This window comes from Pseudochelatococcus lubricantis, from assembly GCF_042432495.1.
GTDB lineage: Bacteria > Pseudomonadota > Alphaproteobacteria > Rhizobiales > Beijerinckiaceae > Pseudochelatococcus > Pseudochelatococcus lubricantis.
The window spans coordinates 1-25733 of sequence record NZ_JBHLXC010000014.1 but is presented as its reverse complement, the minus strand read 5'-3'; the positions used below and the strand labels follow the sequence as shown (position 1 = coordinate 25733).

At 59.8% G+C, this 25733-nt stretch carries 21 protein-coding genes; 16 read left to right on the top strand and 5 right to left on the bottom strand.

Annotated features, from left to right (window positions below):
* The first annotated feature begins 271 nt into the window (after positions 1 to 271).
* Genes ACFFJ7_RS17940 through ACFFJ7_RS17925 form a run of 4 tightly spaced genes read left to right on the top strand, consistent with a single transcriptional unit; the run spans position 272 to position 4280 of the window.
* Positions 272 to 661 carry a hypothetical protein gene (locus ACFFJ7_RS17940; RefSeq protein WP_377594186.1) on the top strand — a complete coding sequence of 130 codons (390 nt, stop codon included), beginning with the start codon at positions 272 to 274 and terminating at the stop codon, positions 659 to 661.
* Positions 642 to 2051: a 3-isopropylmalate dehydratase large subunit gene (leuC, locus tag ACFFJ7_RS17935; RefSeq protein ID WP_377594183.1), complete on the top strand. Its 1410-nt coding sequence runs from the start codon at positions 642 to 644 to the stop codon at positions 2049 to 2051. Before ACFFJ7_RS17940 ends, leuC begins: the two co-directional genes overlap by 20 nt.
* Position 2052: 1 nt before the next feature.
* Complete coding sequence (leuD, locus tag ACFFJ7_RS17930) at positions 2053 to 2685, top strand: 3-isopropylmalate dehydratase small subunit (protein WP_377594181.1); 633 nt, start codon at positions 2053 to 2055, stop codon at positions 2683 to 2685.
* Positions 2686 to 2714: 29 nt separating this feature from the next.
* Positions 2715 to 4280 (top strand): MmgE/PrpD family protein, encoded by a 1566-nt coding sequence (locus ACFFJ7_RS17925; protein ID WP_377594179.1) that lies wholly within the window; start codon positions 2715 to 2717, stop codon positions 4278 to 4280.
* A gap of 120 nt (positions 4281 to 4400) precedes the next feature.
* Here the strand turns inward: ACFFJ7_RS17925 and ACFFJ7_RS17920 are convergent, their stop codons facing one another.
* Genes ACFFJ7_RS17920 through ACFFJ7_RS17910 form a run of 3 tightly spaced genes read right to left on the bottom strand, consistent with a single transcriptional unit; the run spans position 4401 to position 7651 of the window.
* Entirely contained in the window at positions 4401 to 5513 is a 1113-nt protein-coding gene (locus ACFFJ7_RS17920; protein ID WP_377594177.1) for a CaiB/BaiF CoA transferase family protein, read from the bottom strand.
* Entirely contained in the window at positions 5497 to 6435 is a 939-nt protein-coding gene (locus tag ACFFJ7_RS17915; RefSeq protein WP_377594174.1) for a MaoC family dehydratase, read from the bottom strand. Before ACFFJ7_RS17915 ends, ACFFJ7_RS17920 begins: the two co-directional genes overlap by 17 nt.
* Positions 6401 to 7651, bottom strand: a complete 1251-nt coding sequence (locus tag ACFFJ7_RS17910) for a thiolase family protein (RefSeq protein WP_377594172.1) — start codon at positions 7649 to 7651, stop codon at positions 6401 to 6403. Before ACFFJ7_RS17910 ends, ACFFJ7_RS17915 begins: the two co-directional genes overlap by 35 nt.
* Before the next feature lie 147 nt (positions 7652 to 7798).
* Here ACFFJ7_RS17910 and ACFFJ7_RS17905 point away from each other — a divergent pair, with 147 nt between their 5' ends.
* From ACFFJ7_RS17905 to ACFFJ7_RS17860, 10 genes are all read left to right on the top strand, one after another.
* Entirely contained in the window at positions 7799 to 8884 is a 1086-nt protein-coding gene (locus ACFFJ7_RS17905; protein WP_377594169.1) for an ABC transporter substrate-binding protein, read from the top strand.
* 64 nt (positions 8885 to 8948) lie between these two features.
* Positions 8949 to 10487 carry an AMP-binding protein gene (locus tag ACFFJ7_RS17900; protein ID WP_377594168.1) on the top strand — a complete coding sequence of 513 codons (1539 nt, stop codon included), beginning with the start codon at positions 8949 to 8951 and terminating at the stop codon, positions 10485 to 10487.
* Positions 10488 to 10729: 242 nt separating this feature from the next.
* Positions 10730 to 11923 carry an acyl-CoA dehydrogenase family protein gene (locus ACFFJ7_RS17895; RefSeq protein WP_377594166.1) on the top strand — a complete coding sequence of 398 codons (1194 nt, stop codon included), beginning with the start codon at positions 10730 to 10732 and terminating at the stop codon, positions 11921 to 11923.
* Entirely contained in the window at positions 11920 to 12501 is a 582-nt protein-coding gene (locus ACFFJ7_RS17890; RefSeq protein ID WP_377594164.1) for a cysteine hydrolase family protein, read from the top strand. Before ACFFJ7_RS17895 ends, ACFFJ7_RS17890 begins: the two co-directional genes overlap by 4 nt.
* 28 nt (positions 12502 to 12529) lie before the next feature.
* Positions 12530 to 13267 (top strand): 3-oxoacyl-ACP reductase FabG, encoded by a 738-nt coding sequence (fabG, locus tag ACFFJ7_RS17885; RefSeq protein WP_377594161.1) that lies wholly within the window; start codon positions 12530 to 12532, stop codon positions 13265 to 13267.
* A gap of 14 nt (positions 13268 to 13281) precedes the next feature.
* Positions 13282 to 14160, top strand: coding sequence for an isocitrate lyase/PEP mutase family protein (locus ACFFJ7_RS17880; protein WP_377594159.1), 879 nt, complete (start codon positions 13282 to 13284; stop codon positions 14158 to 14160).
* Between the two features lie 121 nt (positions 14161 to 14281).
* Positions 14282 to 16300, top strand: a complete 2019-nt coding sequence (locus tag ACFFJ7_RS17875) for an oxidoreductase (protein WP_377594157.1) — start codon at positions 14282 to 14284, stop codon at positions 16298 to 16300.
* A gap of 136 nt (positions 16301 to 16436) precedes the next feature.
* Positions 16437 to 18155 carry an ABC transporter permease gene (locus ACFFJ7_RS17870; protein ID WP_377594155.1) on the top strand — a complete coding sequence of 573 codons (1719 nt, stop codon included), beginning with the start codon at positions 16437 to 16439 and terminating at the stop codon, positions 18153 to 18155.
* The gene (locus ACFFJ7_RS17865; protein ID WP_377594153.1) at positions 18148 to 19206 is read left to right on the top strand and encodes an ABC transporter ATP-binding protein; all 1059 of its coding nucleotides are present in this window, start codon (positions 18148 to 18150) and stop codon (positions 19204 to 19206) included. Before ACFFJ7_RS17870 ends, ACFFJ7_RS17865 begins: the two co-directional genes overlap by 8 nt.
* Positions 19207 to 19558: 352 nt before the next feature.
* Positions 19559 to 20953 carry an MmgE/PrpD family protein gene (locus ACFFJ7_RS17860; RefSeq protein ID WP_377594150.1) on the top strand — a complete coding sequence of 465 codons (1395 nt, stop codon included), beginning with the start codon at positions 19559 to 19561 and terminating at the stop codon, positions 20951 to 20953.
* A 72-nt stretch (positions 20954 to 21025) separates the two neighbouring features.
* On the opposite strand, the gene ACFFJ7_RS17855 is transcribed toward ACFFJ7_RS17860, so the two are convergent.
* Positions 21026 to 21928 carry a LysR family transcriptional regulator gene (locus ACFFJ7_RS17855; RefSeq protein WP_377594148.1) on the bottom strand — a complete coding sequence of 301 codons (903 nt, stop codon included), beginning with the start codon at positions 21926 to 21928 and terminating at the stop codon, positions 21026 to 21028.
* 195 nt (positions 21929 to 22123) lie between these two features.
* Here ACFFJ7_RS17855 and ACFFJ7_RS17850 point away from each other — a divergent pair, with 195 nt between their 5' ends.
* Together ACFFJ7_RS17850 and ACFFJ7_RS17845 are read left to right on the top strand one after the other, a co-directional pair.
* Entirely contained in the window at positions 22124 to 23542 is a 1419-nt protein-coding gene (locus ACFFJ7_RS17850; protein ID WP_377594147.1) for an MmgE/PrpD family protein, read from the top strand.
* Positions 23543 to 23599: 57 nt separating this feature from the next.
* Positions 23600 to 24580 (top strand): Bug family tripartite tricarboxylate transporter substrate binding protein, encoded by a 981-nt coding sequence (locus tag ACFFJ7_RS17845; protein WP_377594145.1) that lies wholly within the window; start codon positions 23600 to 23602, stop codon positions 24578 to 24580.
* Positions 24581 to 24761: 181 nt separating this feature from the next.
* Here the strand turns inward: ACFFJ7_RS17845 and ACFFJ7_RS17840 are convergent, their stop codons facing one another.
* Positions 24762 to 25574 (bottom strand): P-II family nitrogen regulator, encoded by an 813-nt coding sequence (locus tag ACFFJ7_RS17840; protein ID WP_512700668.1) that lies wholly within the window; start codon positions 25572 to 25574, stop codon positions 24762 to 24764.
* Positions 25575 to 25733 lie beyond the last annotated feature (159 nt).

Genomic DNA, 25733 nt, shown 5'->3' with positions numbered 1-25733 from the left:
TCGGTCACGCCCGCTATGAGGGCGTGGCCGCTACTTTATCGCCCGCAGGAGGATTCGGAAGCCTGTCACCTCATGCATCAATTATGAAAATTATTTTCGGGGTCTCTAAAAATACCGATGAAACAGCGTCGATAATCCGAACAATACGTTGTAATTTATACATAATTTTCAAGTCCACCGCTTTAGTTGCCGTGACAAAAATTATTGAAAATGATTTTTGATAAATCTATAAAGATTCCAACGGCCTGCCTTCGGGCGCGAGGAGAAAGGAATGAGCGGGTTATCAAAATGCCTTCGTGCATCCCCGGCCTATGTTTGCGTGGATTTGGCCCAACAGGCGCCGCGAGTTCAGCGTGCGCAGTACGTGCGGATTACTGAAGCGATTTCCTGTCAGATGGAAGCATCGGGTCGATCACAATTCGCTCAAGACAAAGAAGCGCATGGCACCGGGCGTTTCATCAGCCATGCATTGCTGGTGGGCGTTGTTCCGGGGGCACGTATCAGCCCCGCGCGGCTGCAGCGCAATGTCAAAATCATGCCGCAGGGTGGTTTCGTCCGGCGTGTCGGTTCCGAACGGGCTTGGCGGTCCCGAGCGGGACGCGATCTGCTCCCGCTTCTCGGCACAAGAGGAGGAATAGGCGATGCCCAAAACACTATATGACAAGATCTGGGCTGCACGGAGGGTCTGCGACCGCGCCGATGGTGCGGTGCTGCTGTATATCGACCGCCACTACGTGCATGAGGGCTCGTTCAAGGCTTTCGATATGTTGCGCGACGCAGGGCTCGCGCTGCACCGGCCCGATCTCACCGTGGGCGTGGCCGATCACTATGTCCCGTCGATTGGGCGTAGCCTTGGCGATGTCGAGGATGCCGGCATTCGGGGCGTGATAGGTAAGTTCAACCGCAACGTCGACGAATTCGGCCTGCATGCCTATCGCATGGACGATCCGCATCAGGGCATCGTTCACGTCGTCGGTCCCGAACAGGGACTGTCGCTGCCGGGGATGACCATTGTATGCGGAGACAGTCATACCTCGACCCATGGCGCGCTGGGAGCGCTGGCTTTCGGCATCGGCGCTTCCGAAGCTTGCCAGGTGCTGGCGACCCAGACGCTATGGCAGAAAAAATCGCGCAGCCTGCTGATCAGGGTCGACGGTACCCTGCGGTCGGGGGTCGTCGCCAAGGATATCATCCTGCGAACCATCCAGCAGATCGGCACCTCGGGCGCGGCCGGTCACACCATCGAATATGCAGGCGCGGCCATCCGGGCGTTGTCGATGCAGGCGCGCATGACTATCTGCAACATGTCGATCGAGGCGGGCGCGCGTGCCGGGCTGATTGCGCCCGACGACACCACATTCGAATGGATCGCTGGCCGGCCCTTCGCGCCGACAGGGGCGGAATGGGACCGCTATCTGGCGCGATGGCAGGGGCTGCCCGGGGACGCCGATGCCGTGCACGACCGGGTGTTCGAACTGGATGCCGAGCAGCTTGAGCCTATGGTCACCTGGGGAACTGCTCCGGATCAGGGCGGCTTTGTCACCGGCCATGTTCCGGACCCTGCCGCGTCCGCGTCCGCCGCGGAGCGCGAGACGGTGGCAGCGGCGCTCGCCTACATGGATCTTACCCCAGGCACCCCGCTGCAAGGCTTGCCGATCCAGCAGATATTCATCGGCTCATGCACCAATGGCCGTCTTGAAGACCTGCGCATCGCCGCTGCCATGTTGAAGGGGCGCCATATCGCCCCTGGAGTGACCGGAACCGTGGTGCCCGGCTCGGAATCCGTGCGGCGCGAGGCTGAGGCTCTGGGCCTCGACCGCATCTTCATGCAGGCGGGGATGCGATGGGGCCATGCCGGCTGCTCGATGTGCGTCGGCATGAACGGCGATATCGTGGCCGAGGGCCAGCGTTGCGTCTCCACCACCAACCGCAATTTCGTGGGCCGTCAGGGCAAGGGCGCGCGTACCCATCTGGCAAGTCCCGCCACCGCCGCTGCCAGTGCCATCACCGGCCGGATCACCGATCCGCGCCAATTCGCAGAGGCTGTCTGACATGCCCGAACCCTACACGACATTCCGGTCGCGGCTGATGCCGCTTGGTCTCGCAAACGTGGACACCGACCAGATCCTGCCAGCGCGCTTCCTGAACCTGACCCGGGCCGAGGGACTGGACAAGGTGCTGTTTCGCGACCTGCGCCTTGATGACGATGGCCTGCCGCGTGCCGACAGCATCCTGAATGATCCGGCCCGGCAGGGGGCCAAGGTGCTGCTGGCGCGGGATAATTTCGGCTCCGGCTCGTCGCGCGAAGGGGCTGTCTATTCACTTTATGATAGCGGCTATCGCGCGGTGCTGGCGTCCGGCTTCGGCGACATCTTCCACTCCAATGCGCTAAAAAACGGGCTTCTGCCCGTGACCTTGCCCGCCGATCAGATCGAGGCGCTGCTGACCCGTGCGCTGGCGGATCCCGGTTATAGGCTAAGCATTGACCTGAAGGCGGAGCGCGTCTTCGACGATGCCGGCGCCGAATGGCCTATCCGGATAGACCCGTTCCAGCGCGAGCTGTTGTTGAGCGGGCGGGATGAACTGAGCCATACGCTTCAGCTGATGGATCGCATCATAAGCTTCGAGGCGGCCGACACGAACGCACCGCCGCCAGTGGCAACACCCGCGATGCCGGGCGGCTGATCCGGTGCATACCGCGAGAACCGTCTCGCATGCACGGCCACGCCACGCACGGCGTGGCCGGCGTGTATTGGGAGCTTGATCCTGTACGGCAAAATATGCGGCCGGGAGAAAAACTTGCCGTGCATGCGGATATCCCGGCGGCCGGCCTGATGGCCCATCCGCGCCTGCCGCATAAGGCAGGAGTGCGTTATCAGATAAACAAAAGGGGGTTGAGGATGCATACCGAGAAGCTGGCCGCCGCAGTCATGAAGCTGCAATATCACGACCTGCCGCCTGAGGCCCGGGACGCGGCGCGCGGCGCATTCCTGGACGGGGTAGGCAATATCCTTGCCGGGTCGAGAGAAGAGCTTGGCCTGATCCTTGCCGGCCACGCGGCCGAATTCCGCGGAGCGGAGATCGCGACCGTCTTCGGCCATGGCTTCAAGACCACGCCTACCGAGGCCGCTTTCGTCAATGGCGCATTTTGCCATGCGCTGGACTTTGAACTGATGTGGATTCCGCCGACCCATCCGGCCGGCACCACGCTGCCCGCGATTCTTGCCCTGTCCGAGATGCTGCCGATCAGCGGTACGCAAGCGATCCTTGCGCTTTGTGCGGGTTTCGAGGTGCAGGGCCGCTTCCGCCTGGCGACGCTGGGTGCGGGTGAGCTGGCGGCTGAGGGCATCCACCCGCCGGGCCTGGTCGGGCCGATGGGCACGGCCGCCAGCGCGGCACGGCTTCTCGGGCTGGATCAGGGGCAATTGCGCTATGCCTTCGGCATAGCTGCCTCGCGCATCGGCGGCTTGTCGGCCAACACCGGCACCATGACGAAGTCCACCCATTCCGGCCACGCTGCCCGGATGGGGCTGGAAGCCGCCCTATTGGCGCGGCGCGGCTTTACCGCCTCTGCCTCGGTCTTCGAAACCCAGCGCGGGATCAACGAGATCTTTTTCCACGGGAAGCTTGATCTTGATGCGCTGCACGATGGTTTCGCGGCTCCTTTGCGCATGGTCAAGCCGGGGCTGATCGTGAAGCGTTTCCCGGCACAGTACACCACCCATTGGGTGATCAATGCAGCGCTGGATATCCACGAGGAACTGACCGACCCGGCAGCACAGATCGACAGTGTTCTGGTCGAGGCGGGAGCGAACAATCCTGCCCTGCACCGTCTGCCGCAAAGCGGGCTGGATGGCAAATTTTCGATTCCCTACACTGTGGCGGTGGCGCTGCTCGACGGGCATGTCAGGATCGACAGCTTCAGCGACGCGCGCTGGCAGGGGTCCGATCTGCGCGATATGCTGGGGCGGATCACCTTGCAGGGGCTCGAAGGCGTGAACGCGCTGGATTTCGAGAATACCGAGGGGCGGGTGACGGTTCGGCTGCGCGACGGGTCCGAGATCTCCCGGACAGTGACGCGCCCTCGTGGCGTGCCCGACAATCCGGTCAGTTGGAATGAAAGGCTGGACAAGTTCCGCGACTGCGCCTGCCGCGCCGTCAATCCGGAAGGGATCGATGCGCTGATCACCGCGATCACTGGTCTGGAAGAGCTGAACGACCTGTCGCAGCTGGCCCGGCTGGTCGATCGTCATGCGCTGCCGGGAGCGGATCGCGCGTGATGAGCCCCTTGCGGGGCATGGTCTTGCACGCCGGCAAACATCCCGCCGGCGTGCAACACGATTGTAACCTGCCCGAGATTTGCCGGACGGCCGGATCAAACGGTCGCGCGAAAGATCGGGTCAGTCCGGGCTGTTGTCAGCGTTGATCAATTCCCGGTTGTGCTCACCCAGACGAGGAGCGCGGCGCACGATTTGGCCGCGTTCCCCGTCGAAAACGATGGGCTGCAGGATATAGCAGAGCTTGTCGTCCGTCTGGGGGTCGACGAAATCCTGAAAAATGCCGCGTGCCCGCACTTGCGGATCATCGCGGACCTCTATCAGCTTTCGTACCGGGCCGTGCGGGATGCCGGCTGCCACGAACTCTTGCTCGATGCGGCTCATGGACATTGAGGCCAGTGCGGCCCGCAACCCGGGCAAGATGAAGTCGCGGCGTGCTATGCGCTCTTCTTCCAACAAGAGCGCGCTTTCCTGGCAGCCGGCGATCTCGCACAGGCGTTGCCATAGGGCATTCTCCGCCGAAATGCTGATGGTGAAGGGTACCCCATCCGAACTGACGAAGATGCCATACCCTGGATCGGCAGGGGGGAGGCGAGCGGGTTCGAGGCCGTTGATTGCCGGCACGATGTAGGGCGCCATCCAGGAAACGATGCTGTCCAGCATCGACACGTCGACGGTGGCTGCCGGACCGCCGCGCTCGCGCTGAAGCAGCGCAGCGAGGATTCCGGTCACAGCCGACTGTGCGGAGGCAATGTCACTCAGTACCATATCCGGCATCTGGGTTTGCTGCTCGGCTCCGGGCGTGACACGCACCAAACCGGCGACAGCCTGAAGGCTTAGATCGTGCGCGCCATGGGTCCGCATGGGTCCAGTTTGTCCATATCCTGAAATGGATACGCAGATCAAGTTCGGAGCATGGACCCGCATTTCGTCGACCGAGAGGCCGAGTCTTTCCATCACGCCCGGTCTGAAGCCCTCGACCACGACATCCGCGGTCGAGACCAGCTTCAGGAAGGACTGGCGATCTTCGCTGTCCTTCAGGTTCAGCGCAACGGCACGCTTGTTGCGATTCAATGACTCGAAATGACCCGGAAACCTGCGCGTTCTGTCGCCGACCTTCCGGTCCTCGACGATGATGACGTCTGCTCCCATATCGGCCAGAAGCATTGTCGCGAAAGGCCCCGGGTAGAGATGGGCGAGGCTGATGATGCGAATGCCCTCAAGCGGAGATGCCATCAGATTCCCCTTTCTCGGCAGGCCGATCCAGACCCGCATAGCCTCCGTCCAGCACAATCTGGTTGCGGTCGGGGACGGTCGCCTGGAACGAACCGTCACTCCAGCAGGATACCCTCAGCGTATCGCCCGGGATCACGGGCGACACCATCCGAAACCCGATGTTTGTGAACTGCGTCACGTCGAAATCCTTCAAGGCCAGAAGCGCGCAGAAGGCAATGCCGCCAGTGCACAGGCCATGCAGGATGGGACGCTCGAAGCCGGACCGTTGGGCGACGCGGGGGTCGATATGAAGCGGATTCGCGTCGCCGTTCAGCCGATAGAGTAGCGCCTGCTCCGGATGCGTTGGAACATCCACCTGCCACTCCGGGGGGCGACTCGGGCAGTTATGACGCGGCGGCGGTGCATAATCTGTACCGCCACCTCCGCCCGCTCCGAGCAGATAATGGACTTGCCGGCACTCCGCTATGACCGTTTGTGATCGGGCGTCGATGACCTCGCGCGTGGAATACAGCAGTGATGCCCGGCCCTTGCCCTTGTCGACGATACCGTTCACCGTTGTGCGTCCGATGACGGTGGCATTGGGCTCCAGCGGCGCCTTGAGCACGAGCGCCTGCTCGATGTGGAGAATCCGCTCCGGATCCAGGCCGGTCTGGCTGCGAACGGTTTCGTCACCCAGCCAAAAACCAGGATAGCCACAGATCAGTGCGAACAGGGGAAGGGGCCTGAAATCGGGAGACCACGGATCGACCAAGGAAAGCGCGCGTGGATCCAGGCTGTGGCGGCCTAGCCCTAGTGAGAGGGCGTAGAAGGCCGCGTCAAATTCACGGTAGGTGTGTTGCGCCTCGCGAACTCGCCAGTCACAAAGTGCTTCGGCGTTGAACATGCGCTCATGCAACATGGCGTTCGAGGATGGTGACGACACACGCAGCCTCCTCCAAGCCGTAGAAACCGCCGCCGTTTTCGGCAAGACCAATTCGCGCGGATTCGACCTGAGCCGGCCCGGCTTCGCCGCGCAACTGCCTCACCAGATCGTGGACCATGATTGCGCCAGTCGCCCCGATCGGATGCCCCTTCGAATGCAAGCCGCCAGAAACGTTGATCGGCAAGCGACCGCCAAGGCGCGTTGCGTTGCTCTCGACCAGGCGGCCACCTTCTCCGTATTCGCACAAACGGCAGTTTTCCATCTGCACTATCTCGGCGATGGCGGAAGCGTCGTGAATCTCCGCCAGGGAAACGTCCGCCGGTTCGACGCCTGCCATTTCGTAAGCGCGATCGGCGGCTGTACGCGTGATATGTCTGTCGAAATCCGCGGGCCTGCGGTTCGATCCGCTGGCAGCGGCGATGCCGCGGACGCGCACAGCGCGTTGAGCATCGAAACGACCCAACGAGCGGCCGGAGGTGACCACGAGCGCACAGGCGCCATCGCTCATCGGCGCGCACATGGAGCGCGTCAGCGGCCATGCGATCAGCTTGTCGGCAAGAACTTCCTCAACCGACATGGGATTCTGGTACTGGGCATTCGGATTCCATTGCGAATGCCAATGATTCTTTGCCGCGACCGCCGCGAACTGCCTTTGCGTCGTGCCGAACTGCTGCATATGGAACCGGCCCATCGCAGCATAGATGTCCATGAAAACCGAACGCTCTTCCGCGCCCTGGCGCGCTTCGTCCGGCAATGGAAGATCGGCGCCCATGGCAAGCAATTCTTGCAGGTGTTGGTCGGCCAGTTCGCGATCCCAGCTGCCCTTGAACGCATCGAACATTTCCTTGCGTTTCTCGGGGTAGTTCATCTTCTCGGCGCCGACGACGAGCGCGACTTCGTACAAGCCCGCCTTGACGGCGGCGTATGCCTGAATCAATCCCGAGCTGGAGCTGGCACAGGCATTATCGGTATTGAAAATCGGGATTCCCTCGAAACCATAGGCGCGAAGCGCTGCTTGCCCACGGACGCCGTGCTGACCTTCGAGTGCTCCCTGCCGCGTATTGCAGAACCAGGCGGCATCAATGGATACCTGCCCGATCCCCGCATCGGCCAGCGCCGCCGAGACGGCCTCTGCCGTCAGACTCTTTACCGATCTATCAAGGTGTTTCCCCAGTCGCGTCATACCGATTCCGGTAATGAAAACATCGTCGTTCATAGTTGCCCTCAATGTCTGTGCGGAACGCAGGAGCGTATTTCCCCACCCGGTCGCGCGGCGTCGTAACCGACGTTCTTGCTCGACTCTATTTACACAAAAATCATTTTCGTGTAAAGCTGATCCGAACAATCATACGGGAGGATTAACATGCTAGGAAAGGTAGTTGCTGGCGCACTCGCTCTGTTGACGCTGGCATCCGGCGTCAATGCGAGTGAGGTGCCCGCGGGATATCCGGCGGATTATCAGGCCGTGATTGACGGCTCAAAGCGGGAAGGGCGCCTGGTTATTTACGATAATATTGCCGATGCAAACTGGCAGTATGCGTTGCCCAGGTTTCGCGAAAAGTATCCTTGGATTACTATCGAGATGCCGCATCTGACCACCAACGAAGTGCATTCACGTTGGGAAATAGAGTCAAACAGCGGTGTGACGACCGGCGACATCCTGATGAATGTCGACGCGGACACCTGGGTGCGCGTTGCCGACAAGATGTTGGATTATAAGAGTCCGGAGCTGGCTGCTTTGCCAGACTTTGCGAATCCTGAGCCTGGAATCTATGTCGTTTCAACCGACCCTTTCCCCTTTGTCTACAATACGGCGCTGCTGCCCAACGGCGCGCAGATCACCAACTTGGAAAAGCTTGCCGAGGCCGTGAAGGCCGATCCGGCGACTTTTAACCAGCGCGTAACGACTTATGATCCGTTGCGGCATGCGGCTGGGATCATGATCTGGCGCGCGCTGATGAACAAACTGGGAGAAAAAGGCTGGGAGCAGGCCAAGATTATAGCGCCTATCATGCGCCCTGAGGTCAGCAGTGGGCCGATGACGGAAAAGATCGTGACGGGTGAATACGTCTTCACGGTCGCGGGAACCGGTATCGTCGCGTTTCCGAAGATGGCTCAGCCCGGCGGTGAGCTTATTGGTGTGACCTATCCTTCGGACGCGACGGTTGTGATGCAACGATACGTGGCCATTCCAAAGAACTCTAAGAACGTGAACTCAGCCAAGCTGCTGCTCGATTTCATTCTCAGCCAGGAAGGCCAGACTCTTCTGGGCAAAGGCGGCCTGACGCCGTACCGTGAAGATGTTCCTGCGGATCAGGTCAAGCATACCTATAAGAGCATCTTGAAAGAAGTGCCTGAAGAGGCGCTTGTCGTCGTGAACATGAACAAAGACGTCATCGCCTCTACGGACGCTTTTATGAAGCGCTGGCGTTCGATCGTTCAGAAATAATCGCAAATATGCGTAGGCGGGGCTCGGATTTTCGGGCCTCGCTGCCTGCCGTGAGAGCCCAGCAATGATTACACTTGAAGAGCTTATCGTCGGCGGCCGCCGGCTTGAAGGCGCGTGCCTCGACAACGCTTCCCGTCGCGCGGCAGCGGGCTTGATGGACATGGGGATCGTAGCCGGCGACCGTATCGCAATTCTCATGCGGAATGATACCGCCCAGCTGGTGGCCACGCTCGCGGCGCAGCATATCGGTGCTTATCCGGTGCAGGTCAACTGGCACAGCCAGCCCTCGGAAATTCACTATGTCCTATCGGATTCAGGCGCGCGGCTGCTGGTTGCGCACGCGGATCTGGCTGCATCGCTGTCCGCGGAAGAGCTGGCCGATATGCCCGTCCTCGTCGTTGACGTGCCAGATGACATCAGGGGCGCTTATCGCATCGCCGATCTGCCCGCGTGTCAGGCGCGGAATATCGAGAACTGGGATAGCTGGCTGAACCGGTTTGAGTCGGTCGGCGATCTCGGCGTTAGTGCGACTGAAAGCATTATCTATACTTCGGGAACATCCGGTAATCCCAAGGGCGTCCGACGGTTCGCGCCCGACGCGGAATTGGCCAAGCGCGCTGAGCAAATGCGCCAGACCGTTTTCGATATAGGCGCAGGCAGCCGTGTCATCGTTCCTGCACCGCTTTACCACACTGCTCCATTGCTGTTCGCCATGCGCGGGGTGCGAAAAGGCGAGCTTTTACTGCTGCCGACGCGCTTCCAGGCCGAGTCCTTCCTGGCGGATATCGAGCGTCACAGAATTACTCATGCCTATCTGGTTGCGCCCCTTTTCCAGCGCCTGCTTGCGTTGCCGGAAGATATAAAGTCGCGTTACGATTTGTCTTCCCTGCGGTTCTGCCTGCATGCCGGCGGTCCATGCCCGCCACTGCTGAAACGACAGATGATAGACTGGTGGGGCCCAATCATTGCCGAGTATTATGGCTCTACGGAAACCGGCCCCAACACCTTCTGCTCGGGCGCCGAATGGCTGGAGCGGCCCGGGACGGTCGGCCGGCCGATCAACGGCGTAGAGCTGCAAATCTGCGACGATCAGGGGCAGCCGGTGGTCCAGGGCGAATCAGGTGAATTGTGGGTTAACAACACGAATTATCCCGATTTCACCTATCTCAATCGTCCCGAAGATCGCGCAGCCCTGCAACGCGGAGACTACATCGCGACTGGCGATGTCGGCTATCAGGACGAGGACGGCTACGTTTTTCTGCGTGACCGGAAGCGTGAGCTGGTCATCTCGGGCGGAGTGAATATCTATCCCGCTGAAATCGAAAGAGTATTGCATGAAATGCCCGGCGTAGGTGATTGCGCTGTCTTCGGGATTCCTGACGAGGAATTCGGTGAAGGCCTTTGTGCCGTGATTCAGGTGGTACCCGGACCAGACCAGATCGCTGTAGATGACGTGCGACGCTTCGTTGAAGCACGACTTGCGCGGTTCAAAATCCCGCAGCGCATCGAAATTCGCGAATCCCTGCCACGGGACGAGGCGGGCAAGATCAGGAAGCGCGTCTTGCGCGAGCCGTTCTGGTCTGATGCGGGCCGCAAGATTTAGGGCGCGTTCCAATCAGATGGAATCAGCTGATCGATCAGAATTCGCTCAAAATAACGAATCTAGAATCTGTCCTGTTTCAACGTAAACAGGACAGATTCTGGGGCGCTTTCGTCGCGGTTTGCAGCATTTCCGGCCCAGCTCGCTTCTTTGGAAATTGACAAAAAACAGCAGGAAAAAATCTTTTTGCATCTTTTACGAAAATGATTTTCGTATATTGTTGACTTCAAGAGGGAGGGATTGCCTTGACGGAGTTCAGTGCCGCTGCGGCTGATGAGAACGAAACCCTGCGCGAGGGTATTCGACGCTACGTCCGGAACAGACTTGTGCCGCTTGAGGAACGTGTTGCTGAAGAAGGCGCCGTTCCTGACGAAGTCGTCCAGGAAATGCGCCAGCTGGGCCTCTTCGGCTTGACCGTTCCCGAGGTTTACGGCGGGCTGGGCCTGACTGTCGCCCAGGAAGTCGAGCTGGTGATCGAGCTGACGTGGGCGTCGGCGGCGTTTCGGTCCTTGCTGTCGATGAACCTCGGGGTTGGCTCGCAGGGAATTCTTGCAGATGGCACCGATGAACAGCGGAACAAGTGGTTGCCCCGCATGGCGAGTGGCGAGTTGATCGCCGCATTCGCGTTGACCGAACCCGATTCCGGATCGGACAGCGCGGCGCTTCGCACGCGCGCAAGGCTTGACGGAGACCATTATGTGCTGGACGGAAGCAAGCGCTTCATAAGCAATGCCCCGCTGGCGGGTGTCTTCACCATCATGGCGCGCACCAGCGCCGAGAGGCTGCCGGGCAACGCGCATGTCAGCGCGTTTATTGTCCCGCGTGACACGCCGGGCCTCAGCGTCGGGCAGCCGGACAAGAAAATGGGCCATTCCGGTGCTTTGACGGCCGATGTCTACTTAGATGGCGTTAGGGTTCCGGTGTCTAACCTTATCGGCGGACGCGAGGGCCGCGGCTTCCAGACTGCCATGAAGGCGCTTGATCGCGGCCGCATCAATATTTCGGCGCTTTGCGTGGGGCAGGGGCGTCGGCTGTTGCATGAAATGCTGTCGTTCTCAGCCGACCGGCACCAATTTGGAAGGCCGATTGCCGACTTTCAGCTGGTGCAGGCCATGATCGCCGACAGCCAGGCGGACCTGTATGCAGCCGAGTGCATGGTGAAGGAGACTGCAAGACGTTGCGATCGCCGCGAGAACATCTCCATGTACGCATCCTGCTGCAAGATGTTCGCCTCCGAAATGGTCGGAAGGATTGCAGACCGCGCCGTTCAGATATTCGGCGGCTCCGGTTACATGCGCGACAGCGTCGTGGAGCGCTTCTATCGTGATGTGCGGCTGTTCCGTCTTTACGAGGGTACGACCCAGATACAACAGCTGGTCATTGCCAAAGCGCTTCGTCAACAATTTGAAAAATCAACTGCGAATGGAGAAGGCCGTTGAATTCTCTTTATCTTGTTCTCGACATCCAGAACGACACTTCGAACGTTGAGGGGCCTGCGGGCGATGCGCCTATCGGTGCGCAGCTCCGTGAGCGCAAGACGATAGAAAACACCATAACGGCGATCGAGAAGGCCCGGTCAGCTGGCATCCGGGTTGGCTTCGTGCGCGTAGGCTTCTCGCCGGACTATCGTGAATGCCCGCAGAACTCGCCGATATTTTCAGCGGCCAGGAAAGCCAACCGTTTCCAGCTGGGTAGCTGGGGCACGGAGCTGCATCCCTCGCTGGACGTCCGCCCGGAGGATCTGCAGATCATCAAGCATCGCGTTAGCCCGTTCTACGCGACGCCGCTGATGGCGCAGCTCACCGCTCTGCGGATCGAGCGCATTTTCTGTTCGGGCGTGTCGACGGCCGCTGTTGTGCAGTCGACGGTTCGCGACGGGCATGATCGCGATTTCAGCATGGTTGTACTGGAGGACGGTTGCGCCGCGCAGAGCTTGGAAGAACATCAGGCATCGATGCAAAGCATTGCCCGGTTCTGCCAGGTGGTCAGCGTCGCCGACGTTGATTTTAAAGCTTAAGTCAAAAAAACGGCCGGGAGGGAACACTATGGATATGGGGCTGAGCGGGCGCGTGGCTGTTGTCACTGGCGGCGCCAACGGTATCGGCGCGGCGATCTGCCGTCAGCTGCATCAGGAAGGCGCTCGCGTGGTCGTCGCCGATCTGGATGGAGACAAAGCCGCGGCGGTGGCCAACGAGTTGGGCGAAGGCGCCAGCAGCTTTGCGGTGGATGTGACGCGGGAGGAGCAGGTTCAGGCGCTCATTGATCACACGGTCAAGACGCATGGGGCACTGAACATTCTAGTCAACAACGCCGGATTCACGCGCGATATGCGGATCACCAAGATGGCGCTCGGTGACTGGGATGCGGTCATCGATGTCATCCTGAAAGGCGCCTTCCTGTGCACCCGCGCGGCGCTCCCCCTTATGATAGACGGTGCCTCGGGCCGGATTATCAATATCTCGTCTCGCGCACACCTGGGCAATCCCGGTCAGGCCAACTACTCTTCCGCCAAGGCCGGGATTATCGGCTTCACCCGGGCGATGGCGCTTGAGGCGGGGCGTCACCATATCACCGTCAACGCGGTGGCGCCGGGAATCATAGATACGGACGCCGTTCGGCGCTTGCCTCATTACGACAAGGTGCGCACCGCGGCTGAAAAGACCACACCTATTCCGCGCATCGGTGAGCCGGAAGATGTTGCAGCGGTGGTCACCTTTCTCGCGTCCGCACATGCCAGCTATGTGACGGGCGACGTTCTGCATGTCACCGGCGGACGTTACTAATCGCGGAGGTCAACGTGAACGTTTGTACCGCCTTTCGGCAATTGATCGAGAAGCCTGAACTTGTCGTGGCGCCGGGGGCTTTTGAGTGTATTACCGCGCGTTTCATCGAACAGGCGGGATACCCGGCGGTCTATATGTCGGGCGCGGCGACAGCTGCGACCCTGGGATATCCCGACTATGGTCTGACAACGTTGACCGAGATGGCGGACAATGCCGGGCGGATCGCCGGTGCGGTCGACATTCCGGTCATCGCCGATGCGGACACCGGTTTCGGCAACCGCATGAACGCTGCGCGAACCGTCATGGAGTACGAGCGCCGCGGCGTGGCGGGGCTGCACATCGAGGATCAAAAATTCCCGAAACGTTGTGGTCATCTTGAGGGCAAGGAAATTGTTCCGCTCGCCGAATTCGTGGACAAGATCCGGGCGGCCTGCGATGCGCGCGTGAATCGGGATTTCACGATCATCGCGCGGACGGATGCCCGTTCGGTTCTGGGGCTGAATGCTGCTATAGATCGCGCCAATGCCGCATTGAGCGCCGGGGCGGATATGGCGTTCGTCGAGGCGCCCCAAACGCTTGAGGAGATGGCCCAGATCCCCTCGCGCGTCGAGGGACCGTGCATGCTGAACCTGGTCTGGAAAGGCAAGACTCCAGACGTGCCTTTTGCGAAGGCGCAGGAGATGGGGTATCGGCTGTTGATCCTCCCAAGCCTTCTGTTCAAGTCGATGATGGCGGCATGCGACAAGGCCCTGCATGAGACCGTGTCGCTGGGGCGCCATGCCGAACTCGAAACGCCAATCACGCCGCAGGCGGGTTTCGACAGGTTGGGTGGCCTGCAATGGGACCGTATTTCACAAGCTGCCTCGCCGATCCAGGATGACGATCATGGTTGAGGTGCTGAACTGTCGTCTAAGGCAGACCTGAAGTCCGAAATCGAGAAATTCTAGGCACATTACTCGCCCCGTCATGGTTGGCTGACCGTCGGAAGCCGAGTTCTCTCTGGAGGAAAGAGAATTGCAACAACAAGAACGTGCTGAGGATCCAGAGAAGGTCGATGCTTACCCTGCGCTGTTTTCGCCCATCAAGCTGGCGGAACATTCCGTGCGCAATCGTATCTTTCACACGTCCATCAACACGCATTTCAGTGATACGCCTGCGACACACGACCGCCAGATCAACTATCTTCGCAACCGCGCTCTTGGAGGCTGCGGCGCGATCGTATCCGAGCCGCTGGCCTTTGGGCCGCATCAGCCCGCAACGCGCCTGCGGATATACGACGATGTCATGCAGGACTATGGCAAGAGGTGGGCTGAGGCAGTTGAAACGCACGGCTGCCGCTTGATCGGTCAAATTCAGGATGCGGGCCGGGGCCGGCACCGCGCGGGACGGAACTATAACGCGATCGGACCTGCCTTCCTGCCAGATGATATCAGCTACACAGTCCCGAGGGCCATGTCGCACGATGATATCCGCCGGTTCATCGATCAGGCGGCCGAGGGCACACGCAGGCTGATGAGATGGGGTTTCTCCGGCGTCGAGATCTCTGCCGGGCACGGGCATATTTTTCACCAGTTCATGTCGCCGCAGTCGAACAATCGTGACGACGACTACGGTGGTTCGCATGAAAATCGTCTGCGGTTCGTGCGTGAGCTTTGCGAGGCGCTGCGCGACGCCTTGGGCAGCGGGAACATTCTGGGTATCAAGCTGCCGGGCGATGACGGCGTGCCCGGCGGGATCACGCCGGAGTTGGCAATGGACATTGCCCGCGACCTGAGCGCCGCGGTGCAACTGGATTACATCGCCTATGCCCAGGGAGCGCATCACCGTACGCTCGAAATGCATATTCCGAACGATTTCTATCCACGCGTTCCCTATCGGTCGCTGGTGCAGAGGCTGGCGGGCGCGACACCCGACGTTCCGGTCATGGCGATTGGACGCATCACGGATCCGGCTGAGGCTGAGGGTTTGCTTCAGGCCGGCGGTATCGACCTGATCGGGCTTGGCCGGCCGCTAATCACCGACCCCGGCTGGCCGATGAAGGCTCGCAGCGGCCGGGCGCGCGACATTCGATACTGCCTCAACCATAACACCTGCTGGGAAATTGCGGTTGAGCGTCATGTGTTTGTTTGCGACAACAATCCCCGTTTGGGCTGCGCTGACGAAGTGGATTTCCGTCCGCAACCGGTTGCTGAGGACAAGCGCCGGAAAGTGGTCATCGTCGGTGCCGGGGTCGCCGGACTCGAAGCGGCTTGGGTCGCGGCTGCACGCGGACATGATGTCAGCGTAATCGGGATGTCGTCCGAGGTGGGCGGCAAGGCGAGGCTTGCCGCGATGATGCCGCGTTCGGAATCTCTCTCCAGCGTTTACGATTATCAGGTCGTCGAATGTGAGCGGTTTGGCGTGCATTTTGAACTAGGGCGGGTGGCCGACGAAAAAATGGTGCTCGACCATCATCCCGACACGGTGCTTCTCGCCACAGGCAGCACGATGATATGGCCGCAATGTCTTCCCGCTGAACTCGAAGCGGAAGGATACGTCTCCGATCTGCGCACCGCCATGGCAGAGATCGTTGACTTGAAACAACGTCAGCCAGGCAAGGCTGTGATCCTGGACATGGACCAAACCGATACTGTTTATGCCTGTGCGGAAAGGCTCAATGAAGTCTTTGAGGAAGTCATCATTCTAACCCCGCGTGAGAAAATCGGCGAGGATTGCGCGATGACCACGCGCCAGACGGTTCTGCGCCGTTTTCATGAACTCGGAATCCGGTTCCACTGCCTGGTCGAGCCGCTATGGAATGACCGCTTTGTAGACGAGGGAGTGCTGGAGTACGCCAGCGTTTTCGGGGGGCGCGCTGGCGAGATCGCAGACGTCGCTTTTTTTGCCTACGCGACGCCGCGCCGACCGAACCTCGACCTCGCCGAGCCCCTGAAACGCAAGGGCGTCGATGTGCGCTTGATCGGCGACAGCAATGTTGCGCGGCAGTTGGCCTATGCCACCGCCGACGGGCACAAAGCCGGCATGAGCGTCTGAACCTTGCGCGTCGCCCTGATTGGGGCGAGGCGAAGGCAAATGCACAGGCCCCGCGGGGTTGTGCATAATCATCATTAAAAGAAAACAGGATGCCGCAAGCTCAGATGACCAGCTTTGAGGCTCAACGGAGGAGACGATGGCGCAAGCGCTGGGCGTGCAGATCTCGTCAAAGCGGATCGATGGCACCCAAACTTTTTATTGGATCGTTGCCATACTAGTGATCCTGATGGTGGTCGGGCCGCTGATCCCGGTACTTTATCAGGGCATCGTGGATGCACCCATCTATCAAGCGGACAAAAAGCTGACGCTGGATAACTTCTGGCGGCTGGTATCTGCGCCCGATGTGGGCAGGATGGCGCTCAACACGCTGTACATCGCCGTCCTTGCGACAGTCATCGCGCAAGTTGTCGGCGCCGGAATGGCAATTCTGATGGGACGGACAAACCTGCCGGGGCGGACCTGGCTGGGCGAGCTGTTCCTGTGGCCGCTCTATGTCGGCCACTTGGTTATTGCGTTCGGGTGGCTGACGATGTACGGCCCATCGGGCTTCGTCACCATCGCCGTAAAGACAACCGTCGGCATTGCTCCATGGGATCTTTACACGCTGACCGGAATGGGCGTCGTGGCCGGCGTCACACTGGCACCGATGACCTATCTGCTGTGCCTCGGGATGGCGCTGAAGGCTGACGGTCAGATGGAAGATGCCGCCCGCTCGGTGGGTGCAAGCCCTGCCCGTGCGCTCTGGTCGGTGACAATTCCTTTGATGCGTCCGGCTCTAGTGTACTCCGCGATGCTTAACTTCGTGATCTCGATCGAGCTTCTGTCGATACCGCTGCTTTTCGGATCGCCTGTAAGTATCCAGACGATTACGACCTACATCTATCAGAACGGGCTGCGGGCTATCGGAATGCCCGACTACGGGCTGGTTGGCGCGGCGGCGATCATTCTTTTGGTGATCGTATCTTTTATGATCTGGCTGCAAAACCGTCTCGTCCTAAAGTCGGAGCGCTTCGTATCAGTGCGTGGCAAGGCCGCGCGTATTAGCCGGCTGAATCTGGGATGGGCTAAGTGGCCGTTGACGGTATTGGTCTGCGCTTATGTGTTCTTCTTTGTTGTCCTCGTGGTGGGCGGCGTCATGCTGCGCGCATCGGTCAGCTTCCTCACGCCTTTGATACCCATTTCGAAGGTGCTGACCTGGGCGAACTTCCTGACCATCTGGAATAGTGAAACCTTTATGCGGGCAATCACGAATTCCATCCTCATCTCGACGATAGGCGGCGCCATCGGCGTGGCGGTGGTCCTGATGGTGGTTCTTGTCGCGATGCGCTCAAACTTCCGTTATCGCCGTGTTCTCGAATACGTTGCGCTCTATCCGCGCGCCGTGCCGGGTATCATCGCGGGCCTTGGCTTCTTCTACATGATGATCTGGTTGCCGGGGTTTGATCAGTTCCGCGGTACCATCTGGATAATCATCGCAGCTTTTGTCATGCGCTATCTGCCTCTGGGCTTCAACACGCTAGCCCCTGCTATCGGCCAGATCAGCAACGATCTGGACAAGGGCGCGCGGAGCGTCGGCGCGAGTTGGTGGACGGCTTCTCGCCAGGTTGTCATACCGCTGATCAAACCTGCGATCTTCGGAGCCTTCTGCCTGTTGTTCATTCAGTTTTTCAAGGAATACGTCACGGCGTCATTCTTGACGCAGTCTGGCTCGGAGATTATCGGCACCTCTATGCTGGCGCTCTGGAACAATGGCGAAAACGGTGCTGTGTCAGCCCTGGCAACAATACAGATCGTCATTACGCTTGTCTTTGTCATTGCCGCCCGCCGCATTCTGGGAGTGAAAATGTATGGCTGATCTTGTTATCGAAAACTTCTCGCGCAGTTATGCCAGCTTCAAGGCTGTCGATGACATGTCGCTTACCGTCAAGGGCGGCGAGTTTCTGACCTTTCTCGGCCCCTCAGGTTGCGGCAAGTCGACGACGCTGTTTTCCATCGCTGGCCTCGACACGCCAACAGCTGGCTCGATAAGGATCGGCGACCGCTATTTCTATGATAGTTCTCGCTCGATCTCCGTTCCTGCGGAAAAGCGGAACCTCGGTCTGGTGTTTCAAAGTTATGCCCTGTGGCCGCACATGACCGCACGTCAGAACCTTGCGTTTCCGCTCAAGCTCAGAAAGATATCCGGGCGCGCGCAGCAGGCAGCGATTGAGGAAGCCCTGACGCTTGTCGAGATGCTTGAGTTCGCTGACCGCTATCCGTTCGAGCTTTCGGGCGGCCAGCAGCAGCGCGTGGCGCTGGCGCGTGCGCTTGTCTACCGTCCTGAGGTGCTGCTTCTGGATGAGCCCCTGTCCAATCTCGATGCAAAACTGCGCGAGCGAGCCAGGGTCTGGCTGCGCGAATTGCAGCAACGCCTCGGGGTCACAACAATCTATGTTACCCACGATCAGTTCGAGGCGCTGGCTATCTCGGACCGGATCGTTGTCATGAACCGGGGCAAGATCTTGCAGATCGGCACGCCGCAAGAACTCTACGAGCGTCCTGCAACTCCTTTCGTTGCAGACTTCCTCGGTTCGGCCAACTTCTTCGACGGCAGGGTTATCGCCAACGACGACGGCATCGCAACCATTCAGCTGGCGAATGATGCTCAAATGCGTGTTCCCAGTTCAGTCGGACCGGGGAGGGCAGTCAAAATGGCCGTTCGCCCCGAGCGGATTGAACTTGTCGATGGACCACAGCAGAACACGCTAGAGGTGGACATTGGCCCGCCGGTCTATCTTGGGTCCGTCTATCAGTACGAGGCCACACTTTCTTCGGTGGCATTCCGTATCCAGTCGCCGCGCCAGATCGCGGCAAAGCGGGTCTTTGCGCACATCCCGTCCGAAGCAGCAATCCTGTTTCCTAGCTAGGCGAATGGGGCGCATCGGGCAAGCTAACCGCTAGCCTTGGCGAGCAGTGTTGTATCACTGGCCGGAACCGGCAACGTGCTTGCCGGTTCCGGCCACGCGATCGCGTCGATCCTGCTGACCCATGCGAAGTATTGATGATAATAAAATGGTTGACAGTTTGCAGAAGTATCGAATTGTCTGGCATTTATATTTGTTAAAAATGTAATTTTTATTCTTATAAAGAAGAATTGTGCGTATTTTATGGAATATTATATGGTTTATTCTCCCTTTTACATCTCCGTAAGCGTGATAGATGGTGTAATTAATCTATGTAGCTGTTCTGGATCGATAAATTATTGAAAGGCGATGCCCAATGATCGGCAGTGAAGCAGTAACCCGGCAGGTTGTCGATCTGATCGCGGGGGTGCGTTTTGACCTGTTGTCACCCGAGACGGTTGCAGTGGTGCAAAACGTGCTGGTGGACACGTTGGGTGTCATCGTGGCGGGTATCGACGAACCGCTAGGCGTATGTCGGATCATTTGCGACCATATCGAGCAAATGGGGGGCAACTCGCAGGCGACAGTATTCGGCACCGATGTACGGACCTCGGTCGTCCAGGCTGCCTTCGCCAATGGCATAGCGGCTCATGCCTTGGATTTTGACAGTACCTTCTTTCCGCTGACCCATCCTTCATCACCTACAATTCCCGCGATCCTGGCAGTAGCGGAATGGAAGGGGTTGCCCGGTACCAAGGTGATAGAAGCTATTGCTGTTGCTTTCGAGCTTCAGGGGCGCATGCGTCTTGCCGCTCACGGGTGGTCAGCCGGGCAGGGCTTTCACAAGCCGGGCGTCGTCGGCACACTTGGCGCGGCGGCAGGCGTTGCCAAACTGCTTGAACTGCCGTCACGCGAGTTTGGCATGGCGCTTGGACTGGCAGGCTCGCGCGCGGGTGCGCTCGCGGTGAATACAGGCACTATGACCAAATCCAGCCACGCCGGCCATGCCGCGCGAATGGGCGTTGAATGCGCCCTTCTGGCCCAAGCTGGCTGGACTGCCACGGAGGATGTGTTCGGCGAAAAAGGCATACTCGATACCTTTGTCGGTACCGATGTCGAATATTCTGCATTGACGGAGAATTTTGGCGATCCCTTTTACATGGTAAGCCCGGGTGTCGGATTTAAGAAATATCCCTGCAATTATTTTACGCATCGTGTGATAGATGCAGCGTTACACCTGCGGGCCGAAATGCAGATCGAGCCCGATGAAATCGAGCAAGTCATCGTCACTTTCCCGCGCTTTGACTATGTCAATCGCCCAGCGCCGCGATCCGGTCTCGATGCGAAGTTTAGTGTGCAATACACGGCCGCTATCGCGCTTCTGGACGGTGTGGTCGGCGTGGATTCGTTCTCGCAGCCGCGCAGGGATGCTGTGGACGTCGCCTCCTTGCTGCCCAGGGTTTCGCTTGTGATGGACGACGCAATCCCGTCAGATTTCATGAAGATGTGGTGTGACGTGGAAATTCGGATGCGTGGGGGGCGTGCTCAGTCAAAAACAATGAAGGAACTGACCGGCTGGATAGGTAGTCCACTGCCGCGCGAGGCCCTTATAAGCAAGTTCCGTTCCTGTGTTTCAGGCCGCATCTCTGCTGCCTCGGCCGACGCGGTTCTCCTGTTCATCGAGAATCTGTCGCTTGAAGAAGACGTAAGCGTCCTTGCAAGCCTCCTGAGAACTGGGAACCAGACTAACGTCGATAATGCGAACGCATGAAGCGGTATCCTGACGGATCTCAGGAAGCCGCTCTCCACTGTTCAAGGGCAGAACCGCTTTGGGGCTGGTAGCTTACGACGGGTTTGAGCCGCGGAAGGTCCGATACAGGTGGCGCTCGAAGTTCACCACGGCCTTGGAGCGTATGCGGCCTTTTACGGAGACGATGGCGATGTTGTTTTTCTGCAGCGCTTCGTCAAGCAGCGGCCGGCAGAGAAGGTTGCCATTCTTGACCTCAGGGAGCCCCGCGATAGCAGCGGCGATTGTCGCCAACGGCGGCTTGCGGGCCATCGCCAGGCGCAGCGCTACTGAATCGCTTTCGACGCTGACCGTGAGTTGGATGCCGGCCTGCCGTGCCGCCGCGTCCACCAGCTGCCGTGATTGCGAGCGGGCGGGGGCGAGAGCCAGCGGAAATCCGGCGAGATGTGCGATCGATAACGCTGGCTGATGGGCCAGCGGATGCTCCGACGACAGGAAAGCAACGAGCGGCTGTTCGAGCAGAGCCAAGAGTTTCAGCGCAGGATCGTGGGCTGCGTTGTAAGCGATGCCGATCTCCGCTACCCCCTGATTGATCAGCTCTATGACCCGTCGCGATGTGCCGACACGCACATCGAACTGGATTTCCGGGTAAGTTTTCTGGAAGGAGGAGATCAGCTCCGCCAGCAGCTGTTCCGCGAAAGGTTCGACTGAGGCCAGCCGGATCTTTCCCTTGTTCAGCCCCTCTAGCGCAGTAATCTCGTCATGCGCCAAAGTCAGGCTCGCGTGGATGGTTCGCGCCGTATAGAGGAAGATCCTGCCAGCTTCAGTCAGCTCGACGCCGCGCGCCAGCCGCGAAAGCAGTTGGGCGCCGACGCTTTTCTCCAGGTTATCGACCTGCCGGCTCAGTGCCGATTGGGAAATATGAATATTCTCGGCCGCCTGGCGAAAAGAGCCCGCGTCGACGACGGCGATGAAGTACTGAAGAGCTTCGAGCTGCATTGAACATCCTCCCCCGATATCCTGCCTTGGCGGCGGTTCATTTTTTCTGGCACGGCGATCGGCGGATCGCTTCGCTTGAAGTGATGCCGTTTCGACATCGGTAATTATCTGTGCCGAGTGCATACAGTGAAACGGGCCAAAGTTAAATTTCTCTCATCGCAGCAAGCCCGCTGCTGTCAGGGAGGAATGAGAGCGATGGAACATTCGCCAGGCCAAACCACGACGGGGTCGTCGTTCGATCGGGAGCTTTCCGGGGACGCTTCGGCGCCGGTCTACCCGCATCTGCCCGCACTTGCAGCCTATGTCGCGGAAACGCCGTCCTCGTCGATTGTGCCGGAGGCGATCGAGTACGCCAAGTTTGCCGCCATCGATTTCATAGGCGCCGCGATAGCCGGCACGCTTGAACCTATTTCCAAGATCGTGGAAAGCCATATAACGGCTTGTTCCAAGGGCACGTGCACCTTGATCGGTGCGCAGGCCCGCGTCAGCGCTGTCGATGCGGCTTTCTTCAACGGGACGGCTGGACATGCGATCGACTACGACGATTCAAGCTTCGTCCAGGGAGGACATCCGACCTGCACCCTGCTGCCGGCGGTTCTCGCGGTAGGCGAGGAGCGTGCCAGCAGCGGCCGCGAAATCCTTGAGGCATATGTCGTCGGCTACGAAATCACTATGAAATTCTCGCGCGCCGTGAATTTCGAGCATTACTTCAAAGGTTGGCATCCGACGTCGACGCTGGGCGCACTCGGTGCCGCGGCTGCCGTCGCACGGCTCATCCGCCTTGACGCGACGAAAGTGCAGCACGCTCTCGGGATTGCTGCCTCCCTCGCATCCGGGATCAAGTCGAACGTCGGTACGGTCACCAAGCCCTTCCAGGCAGGGCATGCTAGCCACAAGGGAGCCCTTGCCGCACTGATGGCGCAGGCCGGCGTTACCGCGTCCGAAGGGGCGCTGGAAGCCAAACAGGGCTTCTTCGAGGTCTATAACGGACCCGGAAAATACGATCTGGACAGCATGTCGTTTTCGCCTGTGCTGGAGATCATCGATCCTGGTCTGCGTTTTAAGCGCTATCCTTGCTGCGGTTCGACACATTCTGCGATCGACGCCGCTCTCAGGGTCGCCGCAACCCATGCCCCGGCACCGGACGATATCCGGTCGGTCGAGGTGGCAATCGAGCGGCGGCGAGCCCACCACACTGACCGTCCGACATACAACAGCGGCTACGAAGGCAAGTTCAGCCTGCAATATCTGGTCTCGGCAGCCTTGACGGACGGTAAGCTCGGGGTCGCCCATTTCACGGACGAGTCCGCTGCGCGCCAGGAGCTGCGCCGGCTCGCGGACCGCGTCAAGGTGCTGCCCGTCGACTGCGGCAACACCCTTTCGGACGTCTGCGACCTGACGGTACATATGGTCGACGGAAGCACGCTTAAGGTCCATCTGGATAGCGCCGAAGGGCGCACGACGGTGGATTATCCGAAGTGGATGCGGACAAAATTCCTTGATTGCGCCCAGGAAGTGTTCGACCTGGCACAGTCGGAGCGCCTTCTGGCAGCGCTGATGGCGCTGGACAAGGAAGAGGATATCCGCCGGTTCACGACGTTGCTCAGGGAATAAGGGGCATAAATACAAACAACCCTTGGGTAGATTTGGCTAGAATGGGAGGATTTGGCCATGCTCAACCGTAGGCAGATGATGATGGCAATGGCGGCGTTGCCAGCCGCGACAACACGATCTTGGGCCGCCGAGGCCGACAACTATCCTAGCCGAATGGTGCGGATCATTACCGGATCAGCATCGTCGAGTTCAGATCAGATTGCCCGCTACGCCGCCTTTAAACTGTCGCCCCGCTTGGGGCAGAGTTTCATCATCGAAAATCGCGCGGGCGCCGGCGGGACGATTGGGACTGCCGAAGTGGCCAAGTCGCCGCCGGACGGCTATACGCTGACTATCGCGCATCTCAGCACACATGTATCGCCGACAGTAATCTATCCGAATCTCTCCTACGATCCGACGGCCGACTTTGCGCCGATCAGCCTGCTGATGGAGAGTCCGCTCGTTCTGGTCGTCCACCCGTCCGTGCCCGCGAATTCGCTCGAGGAACTGATGGCCCTCGCGCAATCGCGAAAAGACAATCCGCTCACCTGGAGTTCGGCCGGCTCGGGCAGCCTCGGCCAACTGACGGGAGAGTTGTTCACGCAGCACGCCAAGACCAACTTCCTTCACGTTCCCTATCGCGGCGGCGGCCCCGCCTTGCTCGCCGTGGTGACGGGAGAGGTGATGTTCACTTTCGCCTCACCAATCAATGCTCAGGCACAGGTGGCGGGTAAGATGGTCAAGGCGCTGGCGGTCTCCAGCCGGCAGCGGTTCCCGATCCTGCCCGACACGCCGGGCCTGGACGAACTCGGCCATCCAGAGATGGAGGCCATTCTCTGGCAGGGCATCATGGCGCCATCCAAGACGCCGCCGGCCATCATCGCGAAGCTCAATCGGGAGATCCGTAGTTGTTTCGATACGCCTGAAACGCGTGAAGAGCTTATGAAACAGGGCGCCGTCGTGAAAACGTCCTCACCTGAGGAGTTCCGCGCTTTCCTCAAATCAGAGCTTGAAAAGTGGACGCCGGTTATCAAAGCAGCCAACATCAAGCCTGAATAGAGCGTTTTAGTACACAATAACGATCCGCGCGGACGTTCGTATTGCCGCGCGGATTTTTCGCAACCACACGGGTGGCAACCTATGGAAATGCTGACGCACGGCCGTGTCGGAGAGAGGACAAAAGGCTGAGGCGCTGGCGAGGGTGCTGTCGGATGCCGCGGGATATGGACTTCCGCTTGGTTCAGAGCGCGTCGACGCCGGTTTCGCCTGTACGTATGCGGACGGCTTGCTCGACGGCGCAGACGAAGAGCTTGCCGTCGCCGACCTTGCCCGTGCCGGCGGAGTGCCGGATCGCCGCCAGCACCTGATCCACGAGTTCGTCGGCGACCACGGTTTCCAGACGGATCTTGGGCAGGAAGTTCACGACATATTCGGCGCCCCGATACACTTCCGTGTGTCCTTTCTGGCGACCGAAACCCTTGACGGAAAGGGCCGGAAAGAGGGAGGAAAGAAGCGCGGCCCGCGTTTCGGCCAGTTCGTTCAGAACCAGCGCGCCGCCGGCGATCTCGGCTAGGATGGCGAGCAGCCCGGTCCCGGCCGAGGGTTCGAGAACCCGGTCGGCGGGCGTGATGGCGGCGGCGGTCGCCGCGATCAGGCCGAGGGGGATCGGGGTCGAGAACTGCTGGAAGGTCTGGGCTTCCTCGGACCGGCGGGTATGCGTCGGCAGCAGCCCGGCGATCTTCGCCAGCAGCGGCAGGCAATCGACCGCAGACCCGGCTTTACGGAAAAGCGCCTTTCCGTATTTGCGCAGAAACAGGACGGTCGCTGCCTCGCAGGCGTCGTAGGCGGTTTTCCAGTCCCAGGCGCCGGCGGAATCGGAAGCGCCGAAGGCCGCTTCCATCGCGTCGCGCAGCGTGGCGGCGTCGATACGCTGACCGCGTTCGAGGTGCGGTAGCAGCAGCCCCGCCGCCACGAAGATGGACGCAGCGGTATCGGTGTCGGAGGTGAGCGGAAGCGACGCGGCGGACTGCACCGTCGCGGATGCGGAAATCATGTTCATGGGGGAAGACCTCGGGAGAGCGGGACAGGATCGAGCCGCGCGGCGCTCTCTCTCGACCGCACCAACTCAAATCCGTCCCGGCCTCCCTCTGTCTTGTGTTTCGGCGTGGAAAATTGGCTCTGACGCAGATTTGATGGAGATGGGCCTATCCCG